The sequence below is a fragment of the Chloroflexus islandicus genome (genome assembly GCF_001650695.1).
Taxonomy (GTDB): domain Bacteria; phylum Chloroflexota; class Chloroflexia; order Chloroflexales; family Chloroflexaceae; genus Chloroflexus; species Chloroflexus islandicus.
Window position 1 is genome coordinate 1 of record NZ_LWQS01000056.1, and the last position, 18,708, is coordinate 18,708.

The 18,708-nt window shown below is 61.2% G+C and carries 19 protein-coding genes; 11 read left to right on the forward strand and 8 right to left on the reverse strand.

The features are described from left to right. Nucleotides 1–551, forward strand: a 551-nt coding sequence (locus A6A03_RS10690; protein ID WP_342673058.1) for a DUF3267 domain-containing protein, incomplete at its 5' end; no start/stop codon positions are given. Here the strand turns inward: A6A03_RS10690 and A6A03_RS10695 are convergent. The 3 genes from A6A03_RS10695 to A6A03_RS10705 form a co-directional block, all read right to left on the reverse strand. Continuing rightward, nucleotides 500–1,780 carry a glycosyltransferase family 4 protein gene (locus A6A03_RS10695; RefSeq protein ID WP_066787697.1) on the reverse strand — a complete coding sequence of 427 codons (1,281 nt, stop codon included), beginning with the start codon at nucleotides 1,778–1,780 and terminating at the stop codon, nucleotides 500–502. The genes A6A03_RS10690 and A6A03_RS10695 overlap by 52 nt on opposite strands. A 414-nt stretch (nucleotides 1,781–2,194) precedes the next feature. Further along, the gene (locus tag A6A03_RS10700; protein ID WP_066787700.1) at nucleotides 2,195–3,547 is read right to left on the reverse strand and encodes a tetratricopeptide repeat protein; all 1,353 of its coding nucleotides are present in this window, start codon (nucleotides 3,545–3,547) and stop codon (nucleotides 2,195–2,197) included. A 151-nt stretch (nucleotides 3,548–3,698) separates the two neighbouring features. Next, nucleotides 3,699–4,697, reverse strand: coding sequence for a molybdopterin-binding protein (locus A6A03_RS10705; protein WP_066787703.1), 999 nt, complete (start codon nucleotides 4,695–4,697; stop codon nucleotides 3,699–3,701). Between the two features lie 91 nt (nucleotides 4,698–4,788). On the opposite strand from A6A03_RS10705, the gene A6A03_RS10710 reads away from it, so the two are divergent. Further along, nucleotides 4,789–5,613, forward strand: coding sequence for a DUF3352 domain-containing protein (locus A6A03_RS10710; protein WP_066787705.1), 825 nt, complete (start codon nucleotides 4,789–4,791; stop codon nucleotides 5,611–5,613). On the opposite strand, the gene A6A03_RS10715 is transcribed toward A6A03_RS10710, so the two are convergent. After that, a complete protein-coding gene (locus A6A03_RS10715; RefSeq protein WP_066787707.1) occupies nucleotides 5,591–5,983 on the reverse strand; it encodes a hypothetical protein in 393 nt (130 codons plus the stop codon). The genes A6A03_RS10710 and A6A03_RS10715 overlap by 23 nt on opposite strands. A gap of 130 nt (nucleotides 5,984–6,113) precedes the next feature. On the opposite strand from A6A03_RS10715, the gene A6A03_RS10720 reads away from it, so the two are divergent. Both A6A03_RS10720 and A6A03_RS10725 read left to right on the forward strand, forming a co-directional pair. Further along, nucleotides 6,114–7,319, forward strand: coding sequence for a methionine aminotransferase (locus tag A6A03_RS10720; protein WP_066787710.1), 1,206 nt, complete (start codon nucleotides 6,114–6,116; stop codon nucleotides 7,317–7,319). A 57-nt stretch (nucleotides 7,320–7,376) separates the two neighbouring features. Next, on the forward strand, nucleotides 7,377–8,882 hold the full coding sequence (locus A6A03_RS10725; protein WP_245668952.1) for a carboxypeptidase M32: 1,506 nt from the start codon (nucleotides 7,377–7,379) through the stop codon (nucleotides 8,880–8,882). A gap of 688 nt (nucleotides 8,883–9,570) precedes the next feature. Here the strand turns inward: A6A03_RS10725 and A6A03_RS10730 are convergent. The 3 genes from A6A03_RS10730 to A6A03_RS10740 form a co-directional block, all read right to left on the reverse strand. Then, a complete protein-coding gene (locus A6A03_RS10730; RefSeq protein ID WP_066787715.1) occupies nucleotides 9,571–10,635 on the reverse strand; it encodes a tetratricopeptide repeat protein in 1,065 nt (354 codons plus the stop codon). A gap of 111 nt (nucleotides 10,636–10,746) precedes the next feature. Continuing rightward, nucleotides 10,747–11,994, reverse strand: coding sequence for a glycosyl hydrolase family 18 protein (locus A6A03_RS10735; RefSeq protein ID WP_066787717.1), 1,248 nt, complete (start codon nucleotides 11,992–11,994; stop codon nucleotides 10,747–10,749). Between the two features lie 32 nt (nucleotides 11,995–12,026). Beyond that, nucleotides 12,027–12,380 (reverse strand): metallopeptidase family protein, encoded by a 354-nt coding sequence (locus A6A03_RS10740; protein ID WP_066787718.1) that lies wholly within the window; start codon nucleotides 12,378–12,380, stop codon nucleotides 12,027–12,029. Nucleotides 12,381–12,587: 207 nt separating this feature from the next. Between A6A03_RS10740 and A6A03_RS10745 the strand changes: the two genes are divergently transcribed. The 7 genes from A6A03_RS10745 to A6A03_RS10770 all read left to right on the forward strand — a co-directional run bounded on the left by A6A03_RS10745 (nucleotide 12,588) and on the right by A6A03_RS10770 (nucleotide 18,183). Further along, nucleotides 12,588–13,652 (forward strand): M42 family metallopeptidase, encoded by a 1,065-nt coding sequence (locus A6A03_RS10745; RefSeq protein ID WP_066787719.1) that lies wholly within the window; start codon nucleotides 12,588–12,590, stop codon nucleotides 13,650–13,652. A 111-nt stretch (nucleotides 13,653–13,763) separates the two neighbouring features. Next, nucleotides 13,764–15,047 carry a Glu/Leu/Phe/Val family dehydrogenase gene (locus A6A03_RS10750; protein ID WP_066787722.1) on the forward strand — a complete coding sequence of 428 codons (1,284 nt, stop codon included), beginning with the start codon at nucleotides 13,764–13,766 and terminating at the stop codon, nucleotides 15,045–15,047. Nucleotides 15,048–15,283: 236 nt separating this feature from the next. Further along, the gene (locus A6A03_RS10755; RefSeq protein ID WP_066787731.1) at nucleotides 15,284–15,502 is read left to right on the forward strand and encodes a hypothetical protein; all 219 of its coding nucleotides are present in this window, start codon (nucleotides 15,284–15,286) and stop codon (nucleotides 15,500–15,502) included. Nucleotides 15,503–15,640: 138 nt separating this feature from the next. Beyond that, the gene (locus tag A6A03_RS10760; protein WP_066787733.1) at nucleotides 15,641–16,348 is read left to right on the forward strand and encodes a zinc metallopeptidase; all 708 of its coding nucleotides are present in this window, start codon (nucleotides 15,641–15,643) and stop codon (nucleotides 16,346–16,348) included. 3 nt (nucleotides 16,349–16,351) lie between these two features. Next, complete coding sequence (locus tag A6A03_RS20390; protein WP_156525321.1) at nucleotides 16,352–16,492, forward strand: hypothetical protein; 141 nt, start codon at nucleotides 16,352–16,354, stop codon at nucleotides 16,490–16,492. A gap of 72 nt (nucleotides 16,493–16,564) precedes the next feature. Beyond that, a complete protein-coding gene (gene udk, locus A6A03_RS10765) occupies nucleotides 16,565–17,194 on the forward strand; it encodes a uridine kinase (RefSeq protein WP_066787830.1) in 630 nt (209 codons plus the stop codon). 71 nt (nucleotides 17,195–17,265) lie between these two features. Beyond that, nucleotides 17,266–18,183 carry a DUF2156 domain-containing protein gene (locus A6A03_RS10770; protein ID WP_066787734.1) on the forward strand — a complete coding sequence of 306 codons (918 nt, stop codon included), beginning with the start codon at nucleotides 17,266–17,268 and terminating at the stop codon, nucleotides 18,181–18,183. Here A6A03_RS10770 and A6A03_RS10775 read toward each other — a convergent pair. Next, nucleotides 18,161–18,688, reverse strand: a complete 528-nt coding sequence (locus tag A6A03_RS10775; RefSeq protein ID WP_066787736.1) for a dual specificity protein phosphatase family protein — start codon at nucleotides 18,686–18,688, stop codon at nucleotides 18,161–18,163. The two genes, A6A03_RS10770 and A6A03_RS10775, sit on opposite strands and share 23 nt — an antisense overlap. Nucleotides 18,689–18,708: the final 20 nt, after the last annotated feature.

Genomic DNA, 18,708 nt, shown 5'->3' on the forward strand with positions numbered 1-18,708 from the left:
TGAACACCCCCCAAACCGCTTACCAACGGATCGACCGCTCGGTCTCGTTTGCGCAAGCCAACCTTGGCGCGCTGATGTTTGGCCTGCCGCTGGCCCTGTTGTTCATTGTTGCGCACACCCTCATTCATCAAACGATGTTACTGACCGCATCGTGGGAACTATTACTAGCCTTCTTGATTGGCGTTCTCGTTCACGAAGGGTTGCATGCTGCGGGGTGGATGATTGCCGGACACCTGCCGCCAAGCGCGATCACGTTCGGCTTCAGCATCAAAGGTCTTGCCCCATTTGCCCATGCCAAACAGCCGTTGCCGATCAACGCCTACCGCTTCGGCACGGCCCTGCCGTGCGTGGCGCTTGGCATCATCCCCGGCGTAATCGGCATTGCCGGCAATTGGCCGATGGTCACCGGCTTCGGCGCAATGATGACGCTCGCTGCCGGCGGTGATCTGCTGATCTTGTGGACGCTCCGGCGCGATCCGGCCACGGCGTTGGTGGTTGATCATCCCGATCGGGCGGGGTGTGAGGTATGGTTGCCGGCCAGCAACTCGTGATAGAGGGCCAGCGTCTGCCGGGCCACGACCGGCCAATCGAAGGTTGAGCGCACAATCCGCTCTCCTTCTACGCCCCATTCCGGCCAGCGCGCGCGGGCCGCCAACGCAGCGCGCAGTTGGGCCGTCAGATCATCGACATCACCCGGCTGCACCAGCAAGCCGTTGCGGCCCGGAAAAACCTTATCGGGAATGCCGCCGATTGCGCTAGCCACCACAGGCCGGCGGTGGATCATCGCTTCGAGCGTGACCAGCGAACTGCCTTCGTAGCGGGTAGGGTGAACGAAGAGATCAATCTCTTCGTAGAGACTGTGAAGTTCTTCGTCGCTCAGCCGTCCAACAAAGAGGGTGTGATCGGCAATCCCGGCTGCGCGCACCTGCTGTTCGAGCGCCTCGCGCGCCGAGCCGCTGCCGACCAGCAACCAGCGCCAATTGGCCGGCAATTCATTACGCAGGCGGGCTAGCGCTGCGATCAAGACATCAAAGCCCTTGTTGGGTTCGAGCCGGCCCACGCTGAGCAACATCGGGCCGCCACTCGTCAACCCCAACCGGAACCGCAGCGCCGCGCGCAGATCGCTGCGCACTTGGCTGAGACACTCCTCAACATCGATCGCCGAAGGGATCACCACGACCTTGGCCGGATCAACGCCGAGGTAGCGGGGCAGGTCATCTTTGGTACAGGCGTCGGTCGCAATCGCCCGGTCGGCTTGGCGATGGCCGTAGGCGTAGAGCAGCCGGAACGGGGCGTAGGCCAGCCATTTGGCCCGGTCAGGCGTGCGAAACTCTTCCATGCCATGCGGGTTAGCGACAAACGGTGTGCTGTGCAGACGCGGATCGCGCCGGCGGGCCATGGCGTAGCCAAAGGCGCACAACCCCTGTGTATGCACCACATCGAACGCGCCGGCCAGCACGCACTGCGCAGCAAGATGACCAATTCGCCAACTGTACACGGGAAAATTGATCTGGCGGCCAACCACACCGTTTGGCGGCAGCAAGGGCGTGGTGTAGTCGTAGCGGAGGGTCTCGATCGCATGAGGACGCAGATCGCCGCGTTCAGCATTGGCCGGCGGCGTCTGCACATAGAGCGTGACCTCTACTCCCAACTTTGTTAGATACTTGGTGAGATGGTAGACATGCCGCTCAATCCCGCCAAAGCCGTGCAACGGGAAGACTGCGCGCGCCAGCATCGCCACCCGGATCGGGCGGGGATGAAGCGGATGGGTAGCGTCCATGGCTGCGCAATCCTTCCTCAAAATGAGTATCACTCCGTTGGGGTGATGATACCACAAGTTGAGAGAGGGAACGGCATGCACAGCAGATTGGGGCCACCTGCTGCTAGCCGTTTCTGTGCGGCAGTGTGACTGCCGCACGCCATAATCCGCCGCTGCGCCCATCTGGCGGAAGAGGGAGCAGTGCTGCGCCTATACCCACGCATGAGCGGCAGTTGCACTGCCGCACTCCATAGTACCGCTGCTCACATCTGGCGGAAGAGCGAGCCGCGCTGCGCCTATACCCCCGCATGAGCGGCAGTTGCACTGCCGCACTCCATAGTACCGCTGCTCACATCTGGCGGAAGAGCGAGCCGCGCTGCGCCTATACCCCCGCATGAGCGGCAGTTGCACTGCCGCACTCCATAGTACCGCTGCTCACATCTGGCGGAAGAGCGAGCCGCGCTGCGCCCATGCCCACGCATTGTTGGGATCGATCTCGACGGCGCGGGTCAGGTCAATGAACGCTTCTTCGTAAATCTTCAGCGCCTGATAGGTCGCGCCGCGCCGGCTGAGCACCCACGAGTCATCGGGGTTGAGTTCAAGGGCGCGGTTGAAATCTTCGATCGCCTCATTGTAATGGCGCATAAGGCGATGAGTCTCGCCGCGCTCAGCGAGCACCCACACCACATCAGGTTTCAGTTCGAGCGCGCGGTTAAAATCGGCCAACGCCTCTTCATAGCGGCTCAACACCCGATACACCTGCCCACGGCTGCCTAGCGCCCACGCATGATCGGGTTGCAATTCGATCGCGCGGCTAAAATCGGCCAACGCTTCGTTGTAGCGGCGGCGCAGGCGAAAAATCTCGCCCCGTTCGGCCAATGCGCCCACGTGGTTGGGTTCAAGCTCAATCACGCGACTGAAATCGGCCAGCGCCTCATCAACCCGATCGGCGGCGCGATGCAAAAGACCACGCTGCATATAGACCCATGCATAACCGGGATCGAGTTCGAGCGCGCGGTTAAAATCGGCCAGCGCCTCTTCGGTATCACCGAGCGCGCGGAAGGTCGCGCCGCGGCTGCCTAACGCCCAAGCGTATTCAGGATCCAGCTCGATAGCGCGGCTGAGGTCGAGCAACGCGCCATCGTAGTCGTCGGCTAAGCGACGCGCTTCACCGCGCTCGGCATAGAGCCATGCCAGATTGTCTTGCAAGGCGATGGCGGCGTCAAAATCGGCGATGGCCGCTGGATAATCGCGCAATTCGCGGTAGGTAATGCCGCGATGGCCCAGCGCCCATGGGTAATCGGGGTCAATGGCCAACGCTTGCGTAAACGCCTCGATCGCTTCCGGGTAGCGGCGCAGCGCGCGCAGCGCCTCGCCGCGCTCGGCATGCACCCATGCCAACGCCGGATTCAGCGCCAACGCCGCGTCAAAGTCGGCGAGCGCCTCGTGATGGCGGCGCATCGCTCGCCATACTTGACCACGGCTCCCCAATGCCCACGGATATTCAGGCCGCAACTCGATCGCGCGCGAAAAGGCCGTAATAGCCTCTTCGTGGCGGCGCAGCATGCGCAACGTCTCACCGCGCTCAGCGTGATACGCTGCATCTTCAGGATCAAGCTCACACGCTCGCGTCAGATCAGCCAACGATTCGTCCATCCTTCCCAATTCACGCAGCACTTGCCCGCGCTGAAAGTAGGCCCACGCATAGTTCTCGTCGAGCGCAATAGCCCGGTTGAAATCGGCCAACGCCGCTTCGCGCCGGTCGTGGTACAGACTTTCAAGGTTCATTATTCCCCCCTTTCAGCGTTTCAGGCGTGCTGGCAGATATATTACCATTACGCAAACGGCTGCGGTGAAGTTGCACTGGAGATCATCGCGTATCACCGTAACACATGCGGCAGTAAAACTGCCGCAATCCATAACGAGGCCGGTTTGTGCTTTATCCGCGCCGAGAGGCGCCAAGCAAGCCGCCGAGACCAAGAGCAGCAATCTCGCGCCGGCCCAGCCGTTCATTCGCCATCAGGCGCGGCAGAATCAGATCGACGATGTTCTGGTCACGCGAACGCACACAGCCGGGAGCGCCGATCAGTGGGACAGCATCACCGGCGTGGTGAAGATAGGCCAGCAACAACAGATTCCCCGGCTCGACCGGCGCGCCGTAATGAGCAATCTCGCCACCCAACCGCTGCACGGCGCGCGGGATGACATCATCGCGATCGACCACTGATGTTTCGCCGGCAGTGATGATCAGATCGGCCCCCGCCGCCAGCAACGCTGCGAGGCCGGCAGCCACGTCGTGTTCGTCCGGCGGCAAATCCCGGCACGCCACCATCGTCGCCCCCAGATCGGCAATCCGTCCGGCAATCGCCGGCAACATACCTCGTTCCACCCGCGCCCGCGCCGCCGGACTGCTCACCAATGCAACCCCGATGCGCCGCCGCACCAATGGCGCCACCCGCAATACGCCGGATTCGCCGGTTGCAGCGGCGGATTGGGCGAGATCGGCTTCTGGTACAGCGAATGGGATGATCTTGATCGTTGCCAGCATCTGCCCATCCGTCACCAGTGTATAGGGCGGCAGCGTCGCCACGGTGAGGCCGTCGATCAGGTTGATTGACAATAAGGCTTCAGCATCGATCAGCAATGGGCCGGCAATAGTTGCACTTAGATTCACCCGGCCAGCATACGGCTCACCGATCGCGACTCCCGGCCCGGCCACGATCTGCGCCAAGCGAATGGCCGCTTCGTCTTCGTGGATGTCATCGGGCGCCAGCACCGCCACCCGCACCGCCGGCACCCCCAGTTCGATCAGACGCGGCACATCCTCGGCGCGCAACCGCCGGCCTTTACTAAAGGCTTTTCGTCCTTGCGCATCGGCCAGATTGTGACAGAGAATATGCCCAACCGCCGCTGCCGGCGGCAAGGTTTCGATCCGCATAGAGGCTCACTATCGTGAGAAGCTGTCGAGCTACGTCTGTAAATCATGGTACCATGGCTAAGAGTGAAATGGACGATTATCTGACAAGACTATGATCAACACATCAACGATGCCCCGCGAACGCGGGCTTGGTTACGCCTTCATCGGCGGCCTTGCCATCACCCTGATCGCCGCCGTGCTCGGCGCACTCTTCATTTATTGGTTCACGACTGTCCAACGCGGCCCGGCGCCGGCTGAATTACTGCCGGCAGATGTGCAGCTCTATGCGAGTTTATCGCCAACCCTCAGTGATATACCCGAACAACCGCGGATCGAACGGGCGCTCAGCGAGGTGTTTGGCCTCACCATGCCGGCAGATGCAGCGACCAATGTGGCCGCCGTGCTTGGCGTGAAGCTCGATAGCGATGTGATCACGTGGATCGGGAGCGATATTGCGGTCGTGGTGCGTGACTTTACCCCGGTCACGAATGATGTGGCCGCCGATCTGGTCGAGAATGGCGAGGTATTGGTCTTTTTGGCGTCGCGCAACGATCCGCTCGCCAAGATCTTTTTAGACAAATATCTGGACGTGCGCCGCAACCGGGGCGAGACGTTTACCGAGCAACGGGCCGGTGACACAACGATCTATGTTGGCGAGATTACCAGTCCGCTACGCGCGGTCGGCTTGATCGAGCACTACCTTGTCTTTTCCAACCGGCCAGAAGCGCTGCTTGATCTAGCAGCCGGCCCGGATCGACCGGACCGGCTCGCCAGCGTGCCTGCATTTCAGCAATTCCGTGAGACGATAGCGACCGTGCGCTCCGGCGCGCTCTACACCGATGGTTCACCCGCCGCCGAGGCCGCGCGGTCGGCGGTGCGAACGTGGTTGGTGAAGGTGTTGGGGGAAGGGACGGCTATTCACCGTCCTTCTCGATAATCTGCACTTTGTTGCTCGCCGGCGGCGGAGTAGGGCGACGGTTCCAATTCAACGCTTGCCCTAGCAATGCCCACATCCGCTGTTCGACGGCTGCCTCGCGGCCAATCAGCAGCAGGCTCACGCCGCCAAGCACCAGAATGCCCGGCCAGACCAAATTGATCAGCGAGAGCAGCGCCAAGCCCACACCCCACAACAAGGCCTGCACTGCTTCGTTGGTGCGGCCAAGGCTGCGCTGGCGGCGGTAGATGGCGATGCCGCCGCCGGCCAGCAACGCAATCGGCACCAGCCACCACAACTTGAAGATCGCGACAATGCCCAACGCAACCAGCAACAGACCGATCAGGCGGGTCTGATCATGCTGCAACGACATACGTTTCCTCCTTCAGTGCGCCTATCCTTCATTCACTGCCGGTATGACGCCGGTGCCGTCGCAAAAGTTGCACCGGTCTGTGGTACCATACAGCCAGCCGGTTCTTCTGCCAGACACCAGAGGTTCACCGATGACCACAGCACCCAGCGCCGAGCGCGTTCGCCAGTTTGGCACCACGATTTTTGCCGAAATCAGCGCCCTTGCCGTGCAGTGCGGCGCGGTCAATCTAGGGCAAGGCTTCCCTGATTTCGCTGGGCCGGAATGGGTCAAGCAAGCGGCTGCCAGCGCTATCGCCGCCGACGCCAACCAGTACGCGCCTTACATTGGCGTGCCCCGGCTCCGCGAAGCGATCGCTGCCACGTGGCAGGCCCACGGCTGGCGCACGATCGATCCGCAGACCGAAGTGACTGTCACCAGCGGCGCAACCGAAGCGCTCTTTGCAGCGGTGCAGGCGTTGGTCAACCCCGGCGACGAGGTGATTCTGTTTGAGCCGTTCTACGATGCGTATTTGCCTGATGTGACCATGGCCGGCGGCGTGCCGCGCTTCGTCCGCCTCCACCCACCGGCTGGCGGCCAGACAGGGTGGTGGTTTGATCCGGCGGAATTGCAAGCCACCTTTTCGCCGCGCACGCGCCTGTTGATGCTGAATACCCCGCACAACCCGACCGGCAAGGTCTTTCGCCGGGCCGAACTTGAGCAGATCGCCGAGCTGTGCCAGACATACGATGTGGTGGTGGTATCGGATGAGGTCTATGACCAGTTGGTGTTTGCCGGCGCCGAACACATTCCGATCGCTACCCTGCCGGGAATGTGGGAGCGCACCCTGACGATCAACAGTCTTGGCAAGACCTTTAGCCTCACCGGTTGGAAGATTGGGTACGCAGTCGGCCCGGCCCACCTCAACGCTGCGCTGCGCGCGGCCCACCAATGGATCACCTTCGCCACCGCCACCCCGTTGCAATTTGCGGCGGCGGCGGCGCTCGAAGAGGCGCTGCGCAACGGCTATTACGCCCAGTTTCGGGCTGAGTATACCGCTCGCTACCGGCTCTTGGCCGAGATACTGGCGAGTGTTGATCTGCCAGTGTTGCCGACCGAAGGCAGCTACTTCTTGATGGCCGATATCTCATCAACCGGCTTTCGCGACGACGTCGCCTTCTGCCGCTTCCTCACCCAAGAAGTTGGCGTCGCCGCGATCCCGCCCTCGGCCTTTTACGCCCGCCAGCACGATTTACCGTTGCTGGCCCGGTTTTGCTTCGCCAAACGCGACGAGACCCTCCGCGCCGCCCAGCAACGGTTGCTGGCGTGGCGACAACGCCAAAACGCACAAGATGGGTAATGCCTGAGATCCATCTTGGCGCTTACTAGAAAGCGAGTTATACCCATGGAAGCCCGTTTGCATGAACTCCGCGCCCGGTTGCAGGAAATTGACGACATCAACAGCGCAGCCGCGGTGCTAGGGTGGGATCAGAGCACCTATATGCCACCCGGCGGCGCTCCTGCCCGCGCCCGCCAATTAGCCACCCTCTCGCGGCTGGCCCACGCGCGCAGCACTGATCCCGCCTTGGGGCGCTTACTGGCTGAGCTAATGCCCTATAGCGAACAGTTGCCATACGATCACCCTGACGCGGCACTGATCCGGGTGGCGCAGCGCAATTACGAGCGGATGATCCGGATTCCGGTCGATCTCGCCAGCGACATTGCGGCGCACACGGCGGCCAGCTACCACGCTTGGACGCAAGCCCGCCCGGCAAATGATTTCGCCACCATGGTGCCGTATCTCGAACGCACGCTCGAACTGAGCCGGCGAGTGGCCGACTGCTTCCCCGGCTACGAGCATCCCGCCGACCCGCTGATCGATTTCAGCGACTATGGCATGCGCGCCGCTGTGATTCGCGACCTCTTTGCCCGCCTGCGCGCCGGTCTCACCCCGATCATCCGGGCCATCGTCGCCCAACCGCCAATTGACGACTCGTGTCTGCGCAAATATTATCCGCGCAATGATCAACTGGCCTTTGGCGAGCAGATCATTCGCCAATTCGGGTATGACTTCGAGCGCGGGCGGCAAGACCTTACCCACCATCCGTTTGCGACCAAGTTCTCGGTTGGCGATGTGCGCATCACCACCCGCATTAACGAGCACGATCTAGGCGATGGCCTGTTCAGCACCCTGCACGAATCCGGTCACGCCATGTACGAACAGGGTGTCGATCCGGCGTTTGAAGGCACCCCGCTCTGTAGCGGCGTGTCGGCTGGAGTGCATGAAAGCCAATCGCGGCTGTGGGAAAATCTGATCGGTCGTTCACGGCCATTCTGGGAGCATTTCTACCCAGAGTTGCAGCAGACCTTCCCACAACAGCTCGGCAACGTTCCACTCGACGAATTCTACCGCGCGATCAACCGGGTGCAGCCGTCGCTGATTCGCACCGATGCTGATGAAGTCACCTACAATCTGCACGTGATGATCCGGTTTGATCTGGAATTGGCGCTGCTCGAGGGCAGCTTGAAGCTGCGTGACCTGCCCGAAGCATGGAATGCGCGCTACGCCGAGGATTTAGGGGTGACGGTGCCTGACTATCGCGACGGCGTGCTGCAAGACGTGCATTGGTTTGGCGGCCTGATCGGCGGCGCGTTCCAAGGCTACACGCTGGGCAATATCCTCAGCGCGCAGTTCCTTGCTGCCGCCCGCGCGGCGCACCCCGAAATTGATGACGAGATTGGCCGGGGTGAATTCGCCACCTTGCACGGCTGGCTGCGCGAGCATATCTACCGCCACGGCAGTGTATTCACGCCAAACGAACTGATCGAGCGCGCGACCGGTAAGCCAATGGAGATTGAGCCGTATCTGACCTATCTGCGCCAGAAATATGCGGCGATCTACGGAATCGCGTTGGAGGGGTGAGGATGCCCCACTCCTTGCCTTTCCCCCGCTGAGCCGCAAGCAGGGAACCCGGCCCTAAAGGGCCGGGCTAGGCTTACAAAGCCCGCTACGCGGGCTGATAGCCATCACCCCCCAACCCCCTCTCCCACCTCTCGGCCGGAGAGGGGGATCTGCACGATGGCGGGCAAGGCATGGCAGGAGTGGAACGCAGCAACTCTCCTCTCCCGCGCCAGTGGGAGAGGGGCCGGGGGTGAGGGCAACATCGCTCCCCTCCCCCAGCGGGGGAGGGGTTGGGAGTAGGGGCGCTCAGGGAAGGGCGCTGAAAACACAGAGGATGATGACCATCCCACCTATCTTTGCGCCCTCCGCGCTTCTTTGCGGCGTCACGTTGACGCCCTCACCCCCCAACCCCCTCTCCCACCTCTTGGCGGGAGAGGGGGATCTGCGTGATGGCGGGCAAAGCATGGCGGGAGTGGAATGCAGCAACGCCCCTCTCCCACTGGCGTGGGAGAGGGGCTGGGGTGAGGGTGACATCGTTCCCTCCTCCAGCGGAGGAGTGCCATTCGTGCGCGTGCCATCCGCTCAGGCATCCTTCCCGCTGAAGCGGGAGATTGCTGCGGGCGCTGCGCGCCCTCGCAATGACAAACAGGCTCGGCAGTGCGAGGCGCAAGCGGCGCAACAATCCCTGCAACAGCGGGAGGTAGGCCCATCAGCGAATCGTGTACGCGCTCATGAGGCTCATCTCGCCGAGGAGCTGGCGCTGAGCTTGAAAACCGGCTTGGGCGCGCTCGATAAACGCACGCGCCTCTTGGAAGCGGAGTGCGGCGCGATTGGCGTTTGCCACATCGTAGGTGCTGTAGAAGTTGAGGATGGCATCGAGGCCAGCCAGCTCGAGCTCGAGCCCCTGCCGGTAATCTTCGTGAGCCGGCAACAGCACTCCCGGCGCGCGCAGTTCGCCAAGATTAGCCAGCGCCTGCGCCACCGTCGCTCGCAGCCGTTGGGTCGCCGCCACGTGGTTGATCGAAGCGCCGCCGGGTTGGCTGGTCTCTTGCCGATAGGCAGCCGTGGCAGTGCGCAGATCGGCACGGATCGCATCGATCGCGGTCAGATACGACACGGTGAGGCTCTCGACGACGGCGAGCGGCTCGGCTTCCAATGCCGGAATGGGGGTGGGAGTCGCAAGCGGCGTCGCCAGAACAGTTTCGACGGTAAAGGCCGGTTCTTGCTCGGCAGCCAGCGCCGCAAGCGCGCGCTCGCGAGCGACGCTCACACTCTGATGCAAGATCAGCGCCACCGCCAACAACACAATGGGCAATACCCACAGCACTATCCGCACCCGCGACGTTTCACGGCGCTGCCAGCGCCACTGAATCCACCAATCGCGGGTTTGCGCGGTTGGCGTGGGTGGAGGAGCAGGCGCGGCATCGGCGGCTGGTTCCGGCGCCGCTGCCGGTGGCGCGAGGTCAGCGATCGGGCGCGCAGTCGTTGTGCCTTGCCGTTCGAGATAGGCCAGACCACGACGAGCGTGGGGATTATTGGGGTTAATGCGCAAGACAGCTTGCAAACAGAAGGCGCGCTGCGCTGGATCGTCAACCACGCCGCTCAACCACAGCCATGCCCGTTCATCGCGGGGATCGAGCTTGAGCGCGCGCGCCAGCAGACCAGCCGCAACCCGGCGCTGCCCGCCGCGCGCCGCTGCAATGCCGCGCTCGACGAGATCACGCGCTTCGGTTGGATTGGCCCGGACACCGGGTTCGCCTGCGGTGGTGGTCATGGTACAGTCCGATGTATGTAATCTGGGACGCGCGTCCGTGCGTCGCTACGATGAACGGTTACGCCGATCACCGGGGCGCACTGCCGGGTGACGCACGACCGTGCGCCCCTCCTAGTGTTCCGGCAATAAGGCGTTTAATGCCCGTTGAATCAACGTTGAATCCTGCACTAAATTGGCGCGTACCGTCTGCCAATATTCTGGCCGTTCGTACCCCAATTGCCAAATCGCAATGCCCGCCAAATCGAGCTTCTGCACCGTCGCGATCTTATCGGCAAGGCCGGTATCGGTCATAAACCACACGGTGCGCGTACCGGCGCTGGTGCGATAGGTAAAGGTGCTCTCGCCAACCCGCCCGCGGGCGTTGCGTTCGATAAAACTCACTGTCGGTTGATACTCGTTGATGATCTCTTCGATGATCTTCCACGGCCGAGCAGTAGCATTACCGTCTGGCGGCCAATCGTAGCCGTAGAAATGAACGCCGATCAGCACCTTAGCCGGATCGACCACTTCGCGGGCATAATTGGCGACAGCTTCAATCCAGTAGGCTGGCGCGACCGGCCCCGGCCCTGACCCGCGCCAATGATAATCGTAGGTCATAATCCGCAATTGATCAATATGCGGCCCGATCGCGCGCCAATCTTGAAACGCACCCAAACCGCCATCATCACGATCTTTGGCGTGGACGGCGACCGTCAAGAGTTTATCGTGCGCGTGCAAAGCCGCAGCAAGATCAACGATAAACGCCGTAAAATCGTCGCGCAGCGAAGGGGCGAGCGATTCATAATCAATATCAATCCCATCGTAACCGCGCGCCAACACCTCATCGACAATGTTTTGGATGTGGCGCGCGCGTAACTGCGGATTGGTCAACACCGGCACCACCGCGCCGGGGTTGCCAACGTTATGAATCGAGGGGATGATACGCACGTTGTTTTCGTGCGCAATCCGCACCAGATCGTCATCGCGCCGGCCATAGAGCCGCCCGCTCGCGTCGGTGGTATACCAAAATGGGCTAATGTCGTCAATAATATCGACATTGGCGAAAAACGACTCACGCGCATCACCCTCAAAATTCGGCGGCAGCCAGACCGCAATATAGCGCCCGCTCTTGGGATGATACCCAACTGTTTCCGGTTGAGGCGGCGCAGCAGTAGGCAACGGCGTCGGCGGCACCGGCGTGGGCAACACCAGCAATGGCGCCGCGGTGGCAGTGGGAGCTATCGCCGCCGTTGGCGTGGGCGCATTCGCCGAGAGCGCAATGAGCGCGCTCGACATCTGCACGGTCTGCCAGAGCAAGAGACCGGCAATCGCCAACGCGCCAATATACATGATTCCGGTGATAATCGTGCTGATCCGCACGTGCTACCTCTTGAACGACAACCGATCCTCGCTTAGTAGGCGCCCAACTCGCGCAACCGCTCATCGCTAATCCCGAAATGGTGGGCAATTTCGTGCAAAACAGTGCGCCGCACTTGCTCGCGCAACGCCGCCGTGGTGCGAAAATCGCGTTCGAGCGGCTCTTGGAAGATGGTAATCACCGCCGGCGCATCATACTCCTCGGTGAGCGGCACCCCCTCGTAGAGGCCGTAGATCGTCTGCCATGGCTTCAAGCCAAGCGCGCGCCGTTGTTCGCGGCTTGGGCGCGGCGCAATCACCACTTCGACCGTTTCGAGATGGCGCGCAAAGGCAGGGGGTAAACTCGCGATGACTTCGGCGACTAAATCTGCAAAGTCGGGTTTTTCCATTGCGTTTGCTATCGAGTATAATGTAGTGCCACGATTTATTATACTGGTCGCGGTTGAATGGCGTCAAGCATTTTGCCGGTTTTCACACGGCCAAAAACGCATATTGGTCTGATCGAATAAGCGAAAAACCGGCAACACTTATCATGAGCGTTACGATAATAGCTCGTTGTTACACCTTCTCGCAACAAGACAGGCAAGGATCATCCCATGCAAGACACGCAAATCGCATTTCTCAAGCGCCTGCTGAGCGCGCCGGGGCCATCGGGCGACGAAGATCGGGCGGCGCGGGTATGGCGGGCTGAGGCGCGCACCTTCGCCGATCAAGTGTACAGTGATGTGCTCGGCAATAGCTTTGCTGTGCTCGAAGGCAGCGGGCCGCGCATTTTGTTGGCTGGCCATATTGACGAAATCGGCATCATGATCAGCCATATCGATGAGCATGGCTTTCTCTATTTCAGCCCGATTGGCGGTTGGGATGCACAGGTGCTGATCGGCCAGCGCGTGCGCTTGCTGGGCCGGCACGGTGAAGTGCTCGGCGTCGTCGGCAAGAAGCCGATCCATTTGCTGAAACCAGAAGAGCGCAATCAAGCCACCAAGATCGAGCAGATGTGGATCGATATTGGCGCTGCGAGCCGTGACGAAGCGGCTGAATTGGTACAAGTCGGCGATGCTGGCGTGATTGACGCGCCGGTGTATGAATTGCGCGGCGGGCGCATCGTCAGCCGCTCGATTGATAACCGGATCGGGGCGTTTACCGTGCTGGAAGCGTTGCGCTTGCTCAGCCAAAACCGTCCGGCAGCCTGCGTTGCCGCCGTAGCGACCACGCAGGAAGAGATTACCTTCGGCGGCGCCACCACTGCCGCGTTCAGCTTTGACCCGCAAGTCGCAATTGTGGTTGATGTCACCTTTGCTACCGACCATCCCGACGCTGATCAGCGGCAGTGGAATACAGTGAAGCTCGGCGGCGGGCCGGTGCTCTCGCGCGGTTCGGCCAACAGTGGCCGCGTCTTCCGCCGGCTGGTCGAATTGGCCGAACGCGAGTCGATCCCGTACAACGTTCAGATTGCGCCCCGTTACACCGGCACCGATGCTGATGCTATCCATCACGTGCGCGGCGGCATCGCCAGCGCGGTGATCTCGATCCCCAATCGCTATATGCACTCGCCCAACGAGATGATTGAGATCAGCGATGTGGCGCATGCAGTCAAACTGATTGCTGCGTTTGTCCATTCGGTGGCAAGTGTGACAGAATTCATTCCCGCCGATGAATAATCTTATTCCGCAACCGCCATCGCATCGTGGTACAATAAGCATTGTCGCGCCGCCGTTGTCGCGACCGGCCAGCGCTGGCCGCCCTTACTCATCGGAGAGGGGTTAACCATCATGGTGATGACTGATGTAGCTCACACTGCTGCGCCCTCTGAAGGCGCCGATCTGCTCAGCACCGTCCAGCAACAATTTGACGAAGCCGCCGATCTGCTCGATCTGCCGGCCCGCCTCCGTGGCATCTTGCGCGCCCCGCAGCGCGAGCTGACCGTTAACTTTCCCGTCAAACGCGATAATGGCCGGATCGAAGTATTCCAAGGGTTCCGCGTCCAACACAATCTGGCTCGCGGCCCAACGAAGGGTGGCATCCGGTACCATCCGGCAGTCACGCTGGACGAGACGCGCGCCTTGGCGATGTTGATGACGTGGAAGTGCGCATTGGCTGGCCTGCCCTACGGCGGCGCCAAAGGCGCGGTGATCGTCGATCCCAAACAGCTCTCGCTCGGCGAGATCGAACGGCTGACCCGCCGCTTCGCCACCGAAATCAGTGTCGTCATCGGCCCTGAGCGCGATATTCCTGCGCCTGACATCGGCACCAACCCCCAGATTATGGCGTGGATCATGGACACCATCTCGATGCATCAGGGCCATACCGTACCGGCAGTCGTCACCGGCAAGCCGATCAATATTGGCGGCTCGGAAGGCCGGCTCGAAGCGACCGGACGCGGGTTGACGTATGTGCTCACGAGCGCATCACAGCATCTTGGCTTGAAGATTCCTGAAATCCGGCTCGCTATTCAGGGATGCGGCAACGTTGGCTCAACCGTAGCGCGGGAAGTTGTTGCGTTGGGCATGAAAGTGGTCGCCTTGAGCGACAGCCGTGGCGGTGTCTACAATCCGCACGGCCTCGACGTCGAAGCGGTGCTGGCGCACAAAACGCGCACCGGCAGCGTAGCCGGCGCCGCGAACGCCGACTCGCTGACCAACGAAGAGTTGCTTGAAGTCGAGTGTGATGTGCTGGTGCCGGCAGCGTTGAGCGGTGTCATTACGGCCCAGAACGCCAGCCGGATCAAAGCGCAGATCATCGCCGAAGCGGCAAATGGCCCGACCACCAAAGCTGCCGATGCCATCTTGTACGACCGCGGCTGTCTCGTGATCCCCGACATTCTGGCCAACGCCGGCGGCGTCACGGTCAGCTATTTTGAGTGGGTGCAAGGCTTGCAAGAGTTCTTCTGGAGCGAACGCGAGGTCAATGCCCAATTGCGCCGGATAATGACCAATGCCTTGCAGCAAGTGTTGCGCGTCGCGGCAGAGCGGCAGGTTGATCTGCGCACCGCCGCCTATATGCTGGCGATCCAGCGGGTGGGTGATGCAGTGACCACGCGCGGGATCTATCCGTAGCGCCATCAGACCGCATGCGGATGTAGCCGGTATATGATCGCCGGCGATGCGCTATGATGTTGATGATAGGATTGCTGTGGAGTGCGGCAGGTTGACTGCCGCACTCTCTGTAGTATGATTGGATGCAAGTCATCTCTGTTTCTAGCGCGCTCAGAGCACTGCTAATCATTGACTGCCGCACTCTCTGTAGTATGATTGGATGCAAGCGTAGTATTCCTGTAAAGAGTAGAGTTGCTATGGATGACCTCGACGCGATGATCGACAGCCTGATCCCGCGCCGCACCAGTGGCCGGCGCTTCATCACCGGTTTGCTGCTCGGCATGATCGGCGGCGCCGCCGCAGCGGCCCTGTTGATGCCCCGCAACGGGCCAGCGCTCCGCGCATGGTTGGCCGAACGCACCCAAGCGTGGCTAGGGCAGGCCCGCCACACCCTGACCGGCGAGCAACCCTTGTGAACGTGCTGCACTGCTCTGCCAGCCTCATCGCTTTTGCAAAACTCAAACATTCCACCAACACTCTTCTCATGCAAGAGAGTGGTATACTGAGCACAGCAGCGGACAAGGACCGCATCTCAGCGTTCAAGGGAGGCGCCTATGCCATTCTTCTTCGATCCAACCTATCTGCTCTTTGCTGTGCCAGCGATGCTCTTCGCCCTCTGGGCCCAATTTCAGGTCCAGTCGGCTTTTAATAAATGGTCGCAGGTCGCCAACATGCGGCGGCTGAATGGTTTTGATGTCGCTCGCATCTTGATGCGGAACGAAGGCCTCGACCATGTTGGCGTCGAGACCATTCCCGGCATGTTGACCGACCACTACGATCCTGCGAGCAAGGTCATTCGCCTCTCGGAAGGATCAGTGCAACCGTCGGTAGCCGCGATGGCGATCGTTGCCCACGAGTTGGGTCACGCCGCGCAAGACAAAGAGGGCTATGCGTGGTTGCGCGTGCGATCGGGCATCGTTGGGTTCGCCAACATCGGCTCGCAACTCGGCACGTGGCTGTTCTTTATCGGCATGTTGCTCGGCGCCGGCGGCGGCAGCCGGTTCGGTTTCCAACTAGCGGTCGTTGGCGTAATCTTGTTTAGCGCCGCGGTTGCCTTTACGCTGGTGACGCTGCCGGTTGAATTTAACGCCAGCGCACGCGCGCGCGAGATGCTCCAGCGCGCCGGGTTGGTGACGGTAGAAGAGGCGGCAGGGGTGAATGCCGTGCTCAACGCGGCAGCGTTGACCTATGTGGCAGCGGCAGCGCAAGCGATCGCGCAGTTGCTCTACTTCGTGACGATTTTGATGCGACGGAGGGATTAACGCATGACAGAGGAAGAATTGCGCCGAAAGTTGGTGCATGGCTTGATTAGCCTCGTGTTGAGCTTGGCAGCCGCGTGGTTGGCGACCTATCTAACGAACAAGATTTTAGGCGAGCCATCAAAATCGGAATCGCAGACGGCGTAGGGGCGGTAGGGGTGGTAGGGGCTTAGCAATGCTAAGCCCCTACTCTGATACTCTTTTATTGATGGTTGTATGATGCATACCAACCCCATCATCATTGGCGTCGCCGGCGGCAGCGCCAGCGGCAAAACCAGCGTCGCGCAGGCGATTTTGCAACGAGTCGGCGCCGACCGCATTGCCCACATCGATCACGACCGTTACTACAAAGACCTGAGCCATCTGCCGCTCGCCGAGCGGGCCAAATTTAACTTTGATCATCCTGACGCACTCGACAATGATCTGTTAGTGGCGCATCTCGATGCCCTGTGCGCCGGCCAAGCGATCGATCTGCCGACCTACGACTACGCTACCTATGTGCGCCTGTCGCAAACCGAGCGGCTCGAACCGCGGCCAGTCATCTTGGTCGAAGGCATCTTGATCTTTTACGAACCGGTGTTGCGCCGCCGGATGCATATCAAACTGTTTGTTGATACTGATGCCGATTTACGCTTCATCCGCCGGCTGCGACGGGACATTGCCGAGCGCGGACGCTCGGTTGAATCGGTCATTGAGCAATATTTGGCGACAGTGCGCCCGATGCATCTTGAATTTGTCGAACCGACGAAGCGGTACGCTGATGTCATTTTCCCCGGCGGCGGGCGCAATCCGATCGCGATCGATATGGTCGTGGCGCGGATCGAAGCCGCCTTGCAAGCAACTGCTTGACGCCATTCGCAACCGAGCGCAAACTACATGCGAGAGCAATTCGATCAGCCTAGCGCCGGTTGCGAACCACGATGCCGTTAAGCCTGCTGTCTGAAAGTGATGAGCTGCCACTCAGTTGGACACGCACTGCCCTCGCTACGCCGCGTGTCCAGCGGGTGCGGTTGCCGTTGTCTGGTTTTACGTGGCTGGCTTACGCCACAGTGCCGGCGAACGGCCATTTCAGCGCCTTCCACCACGAGCACGACCAGCATGCCCGCCTCTTGCTACGCGGCTGCCCGGCAGGGTTAGCACAGCGGCTGGCCCGCGCCGGCTGGGAAACAGTGCGGGTCGGCATCGAAGGCGTGATCGATCTCACCGGTGAAAGCTTGCACCGGCGCACCGTGCGCAAAATGGCGCGCGCCGCCGCCCGCTTCGGCAGCGTCCATGAAATCCCGTGGAGCCCAACCGCCGTTGCCCGGTTGCGCTGGCTGGCCTGCGAAGCGCGCCACGGCCAGCGTCCGCAGCTCCGCTATCTCTTTCGCACGACATTTGAACCGGAAACGCGCCTGTTTGTCTTTATTGACCGTGATGGAGATTGGCAAGGCGCGGTATTGCTCACCCAGCCATCTCCCACTGCCGCCGTCACCGAATTGATGCTGCGCCGGCCACACGCACCGGCGGGGGTGATGGAAGCCATCTTCGCCACCGCCGGCCATCAGCTCCGCAGCGAAGGATGCCAGACCCTCAGCCTCAATGAAGCGCCCTTCCGCCATCTTGAGCCTCATTTGCGCCCGCTCGAATGGCTCATTACGCTCGCCGGCAGGCAAATGGCCGCCGTGTATGATGCTGATGGCCTGTACCGGTTTAAAGCCAAGTTTGCCCCCTACTGGCGGCCTGTCTACCTGTGCGCCCGGCCCCGCCTGCCGTTATTGGCGCTGGTTGATCTCTTTACCGTATCGGGATGTCTGGAACTGGCTGCCAGCGGGTTCAATCGCCGGCAGGCGGCGTAGCACGGCTACCTTGGCGGCGCTGGCGCAAGAGCCGCTCATACTCGCGCAACCGGCCCAATTGCCGGCGGTTCGGGCGAATGATCGGACGCGCGATGCGCAACGTTGCCAACGCCGCGCGATGATCGAGGCCGTGGCGAGCCATCAGATAGGCCGCCGCCATCATCGGCGCCCGACCCACGCCGGCATGGCAATGGACGAAGACCGGCAGGCCATCGCCAATGGCATGGGCCATAAAATGCACCCCTTCATCGAGTTGCTCGATGGTTGGCGGATGAAAATCCGGCACTAAGAGGCGCAAACTGCGTGTGGGCAACGGCCCGCTAAACACATCAGCCCGTTCGGCCTGCAACGAAAGGACTGCGCGTACCCCTAGCGCGTAAATTGCCGGCCACTGCTGCGGATGAAATTGGCCGCCGACAAACAACATCGGCGTGATCGGGGTAATGTTCAGACCAAAGAATCGTTGCCACTGCGTAGAAAAATACTGGCGCACCCGGTTGAACATTGCGCTTCTCTGGTACAATA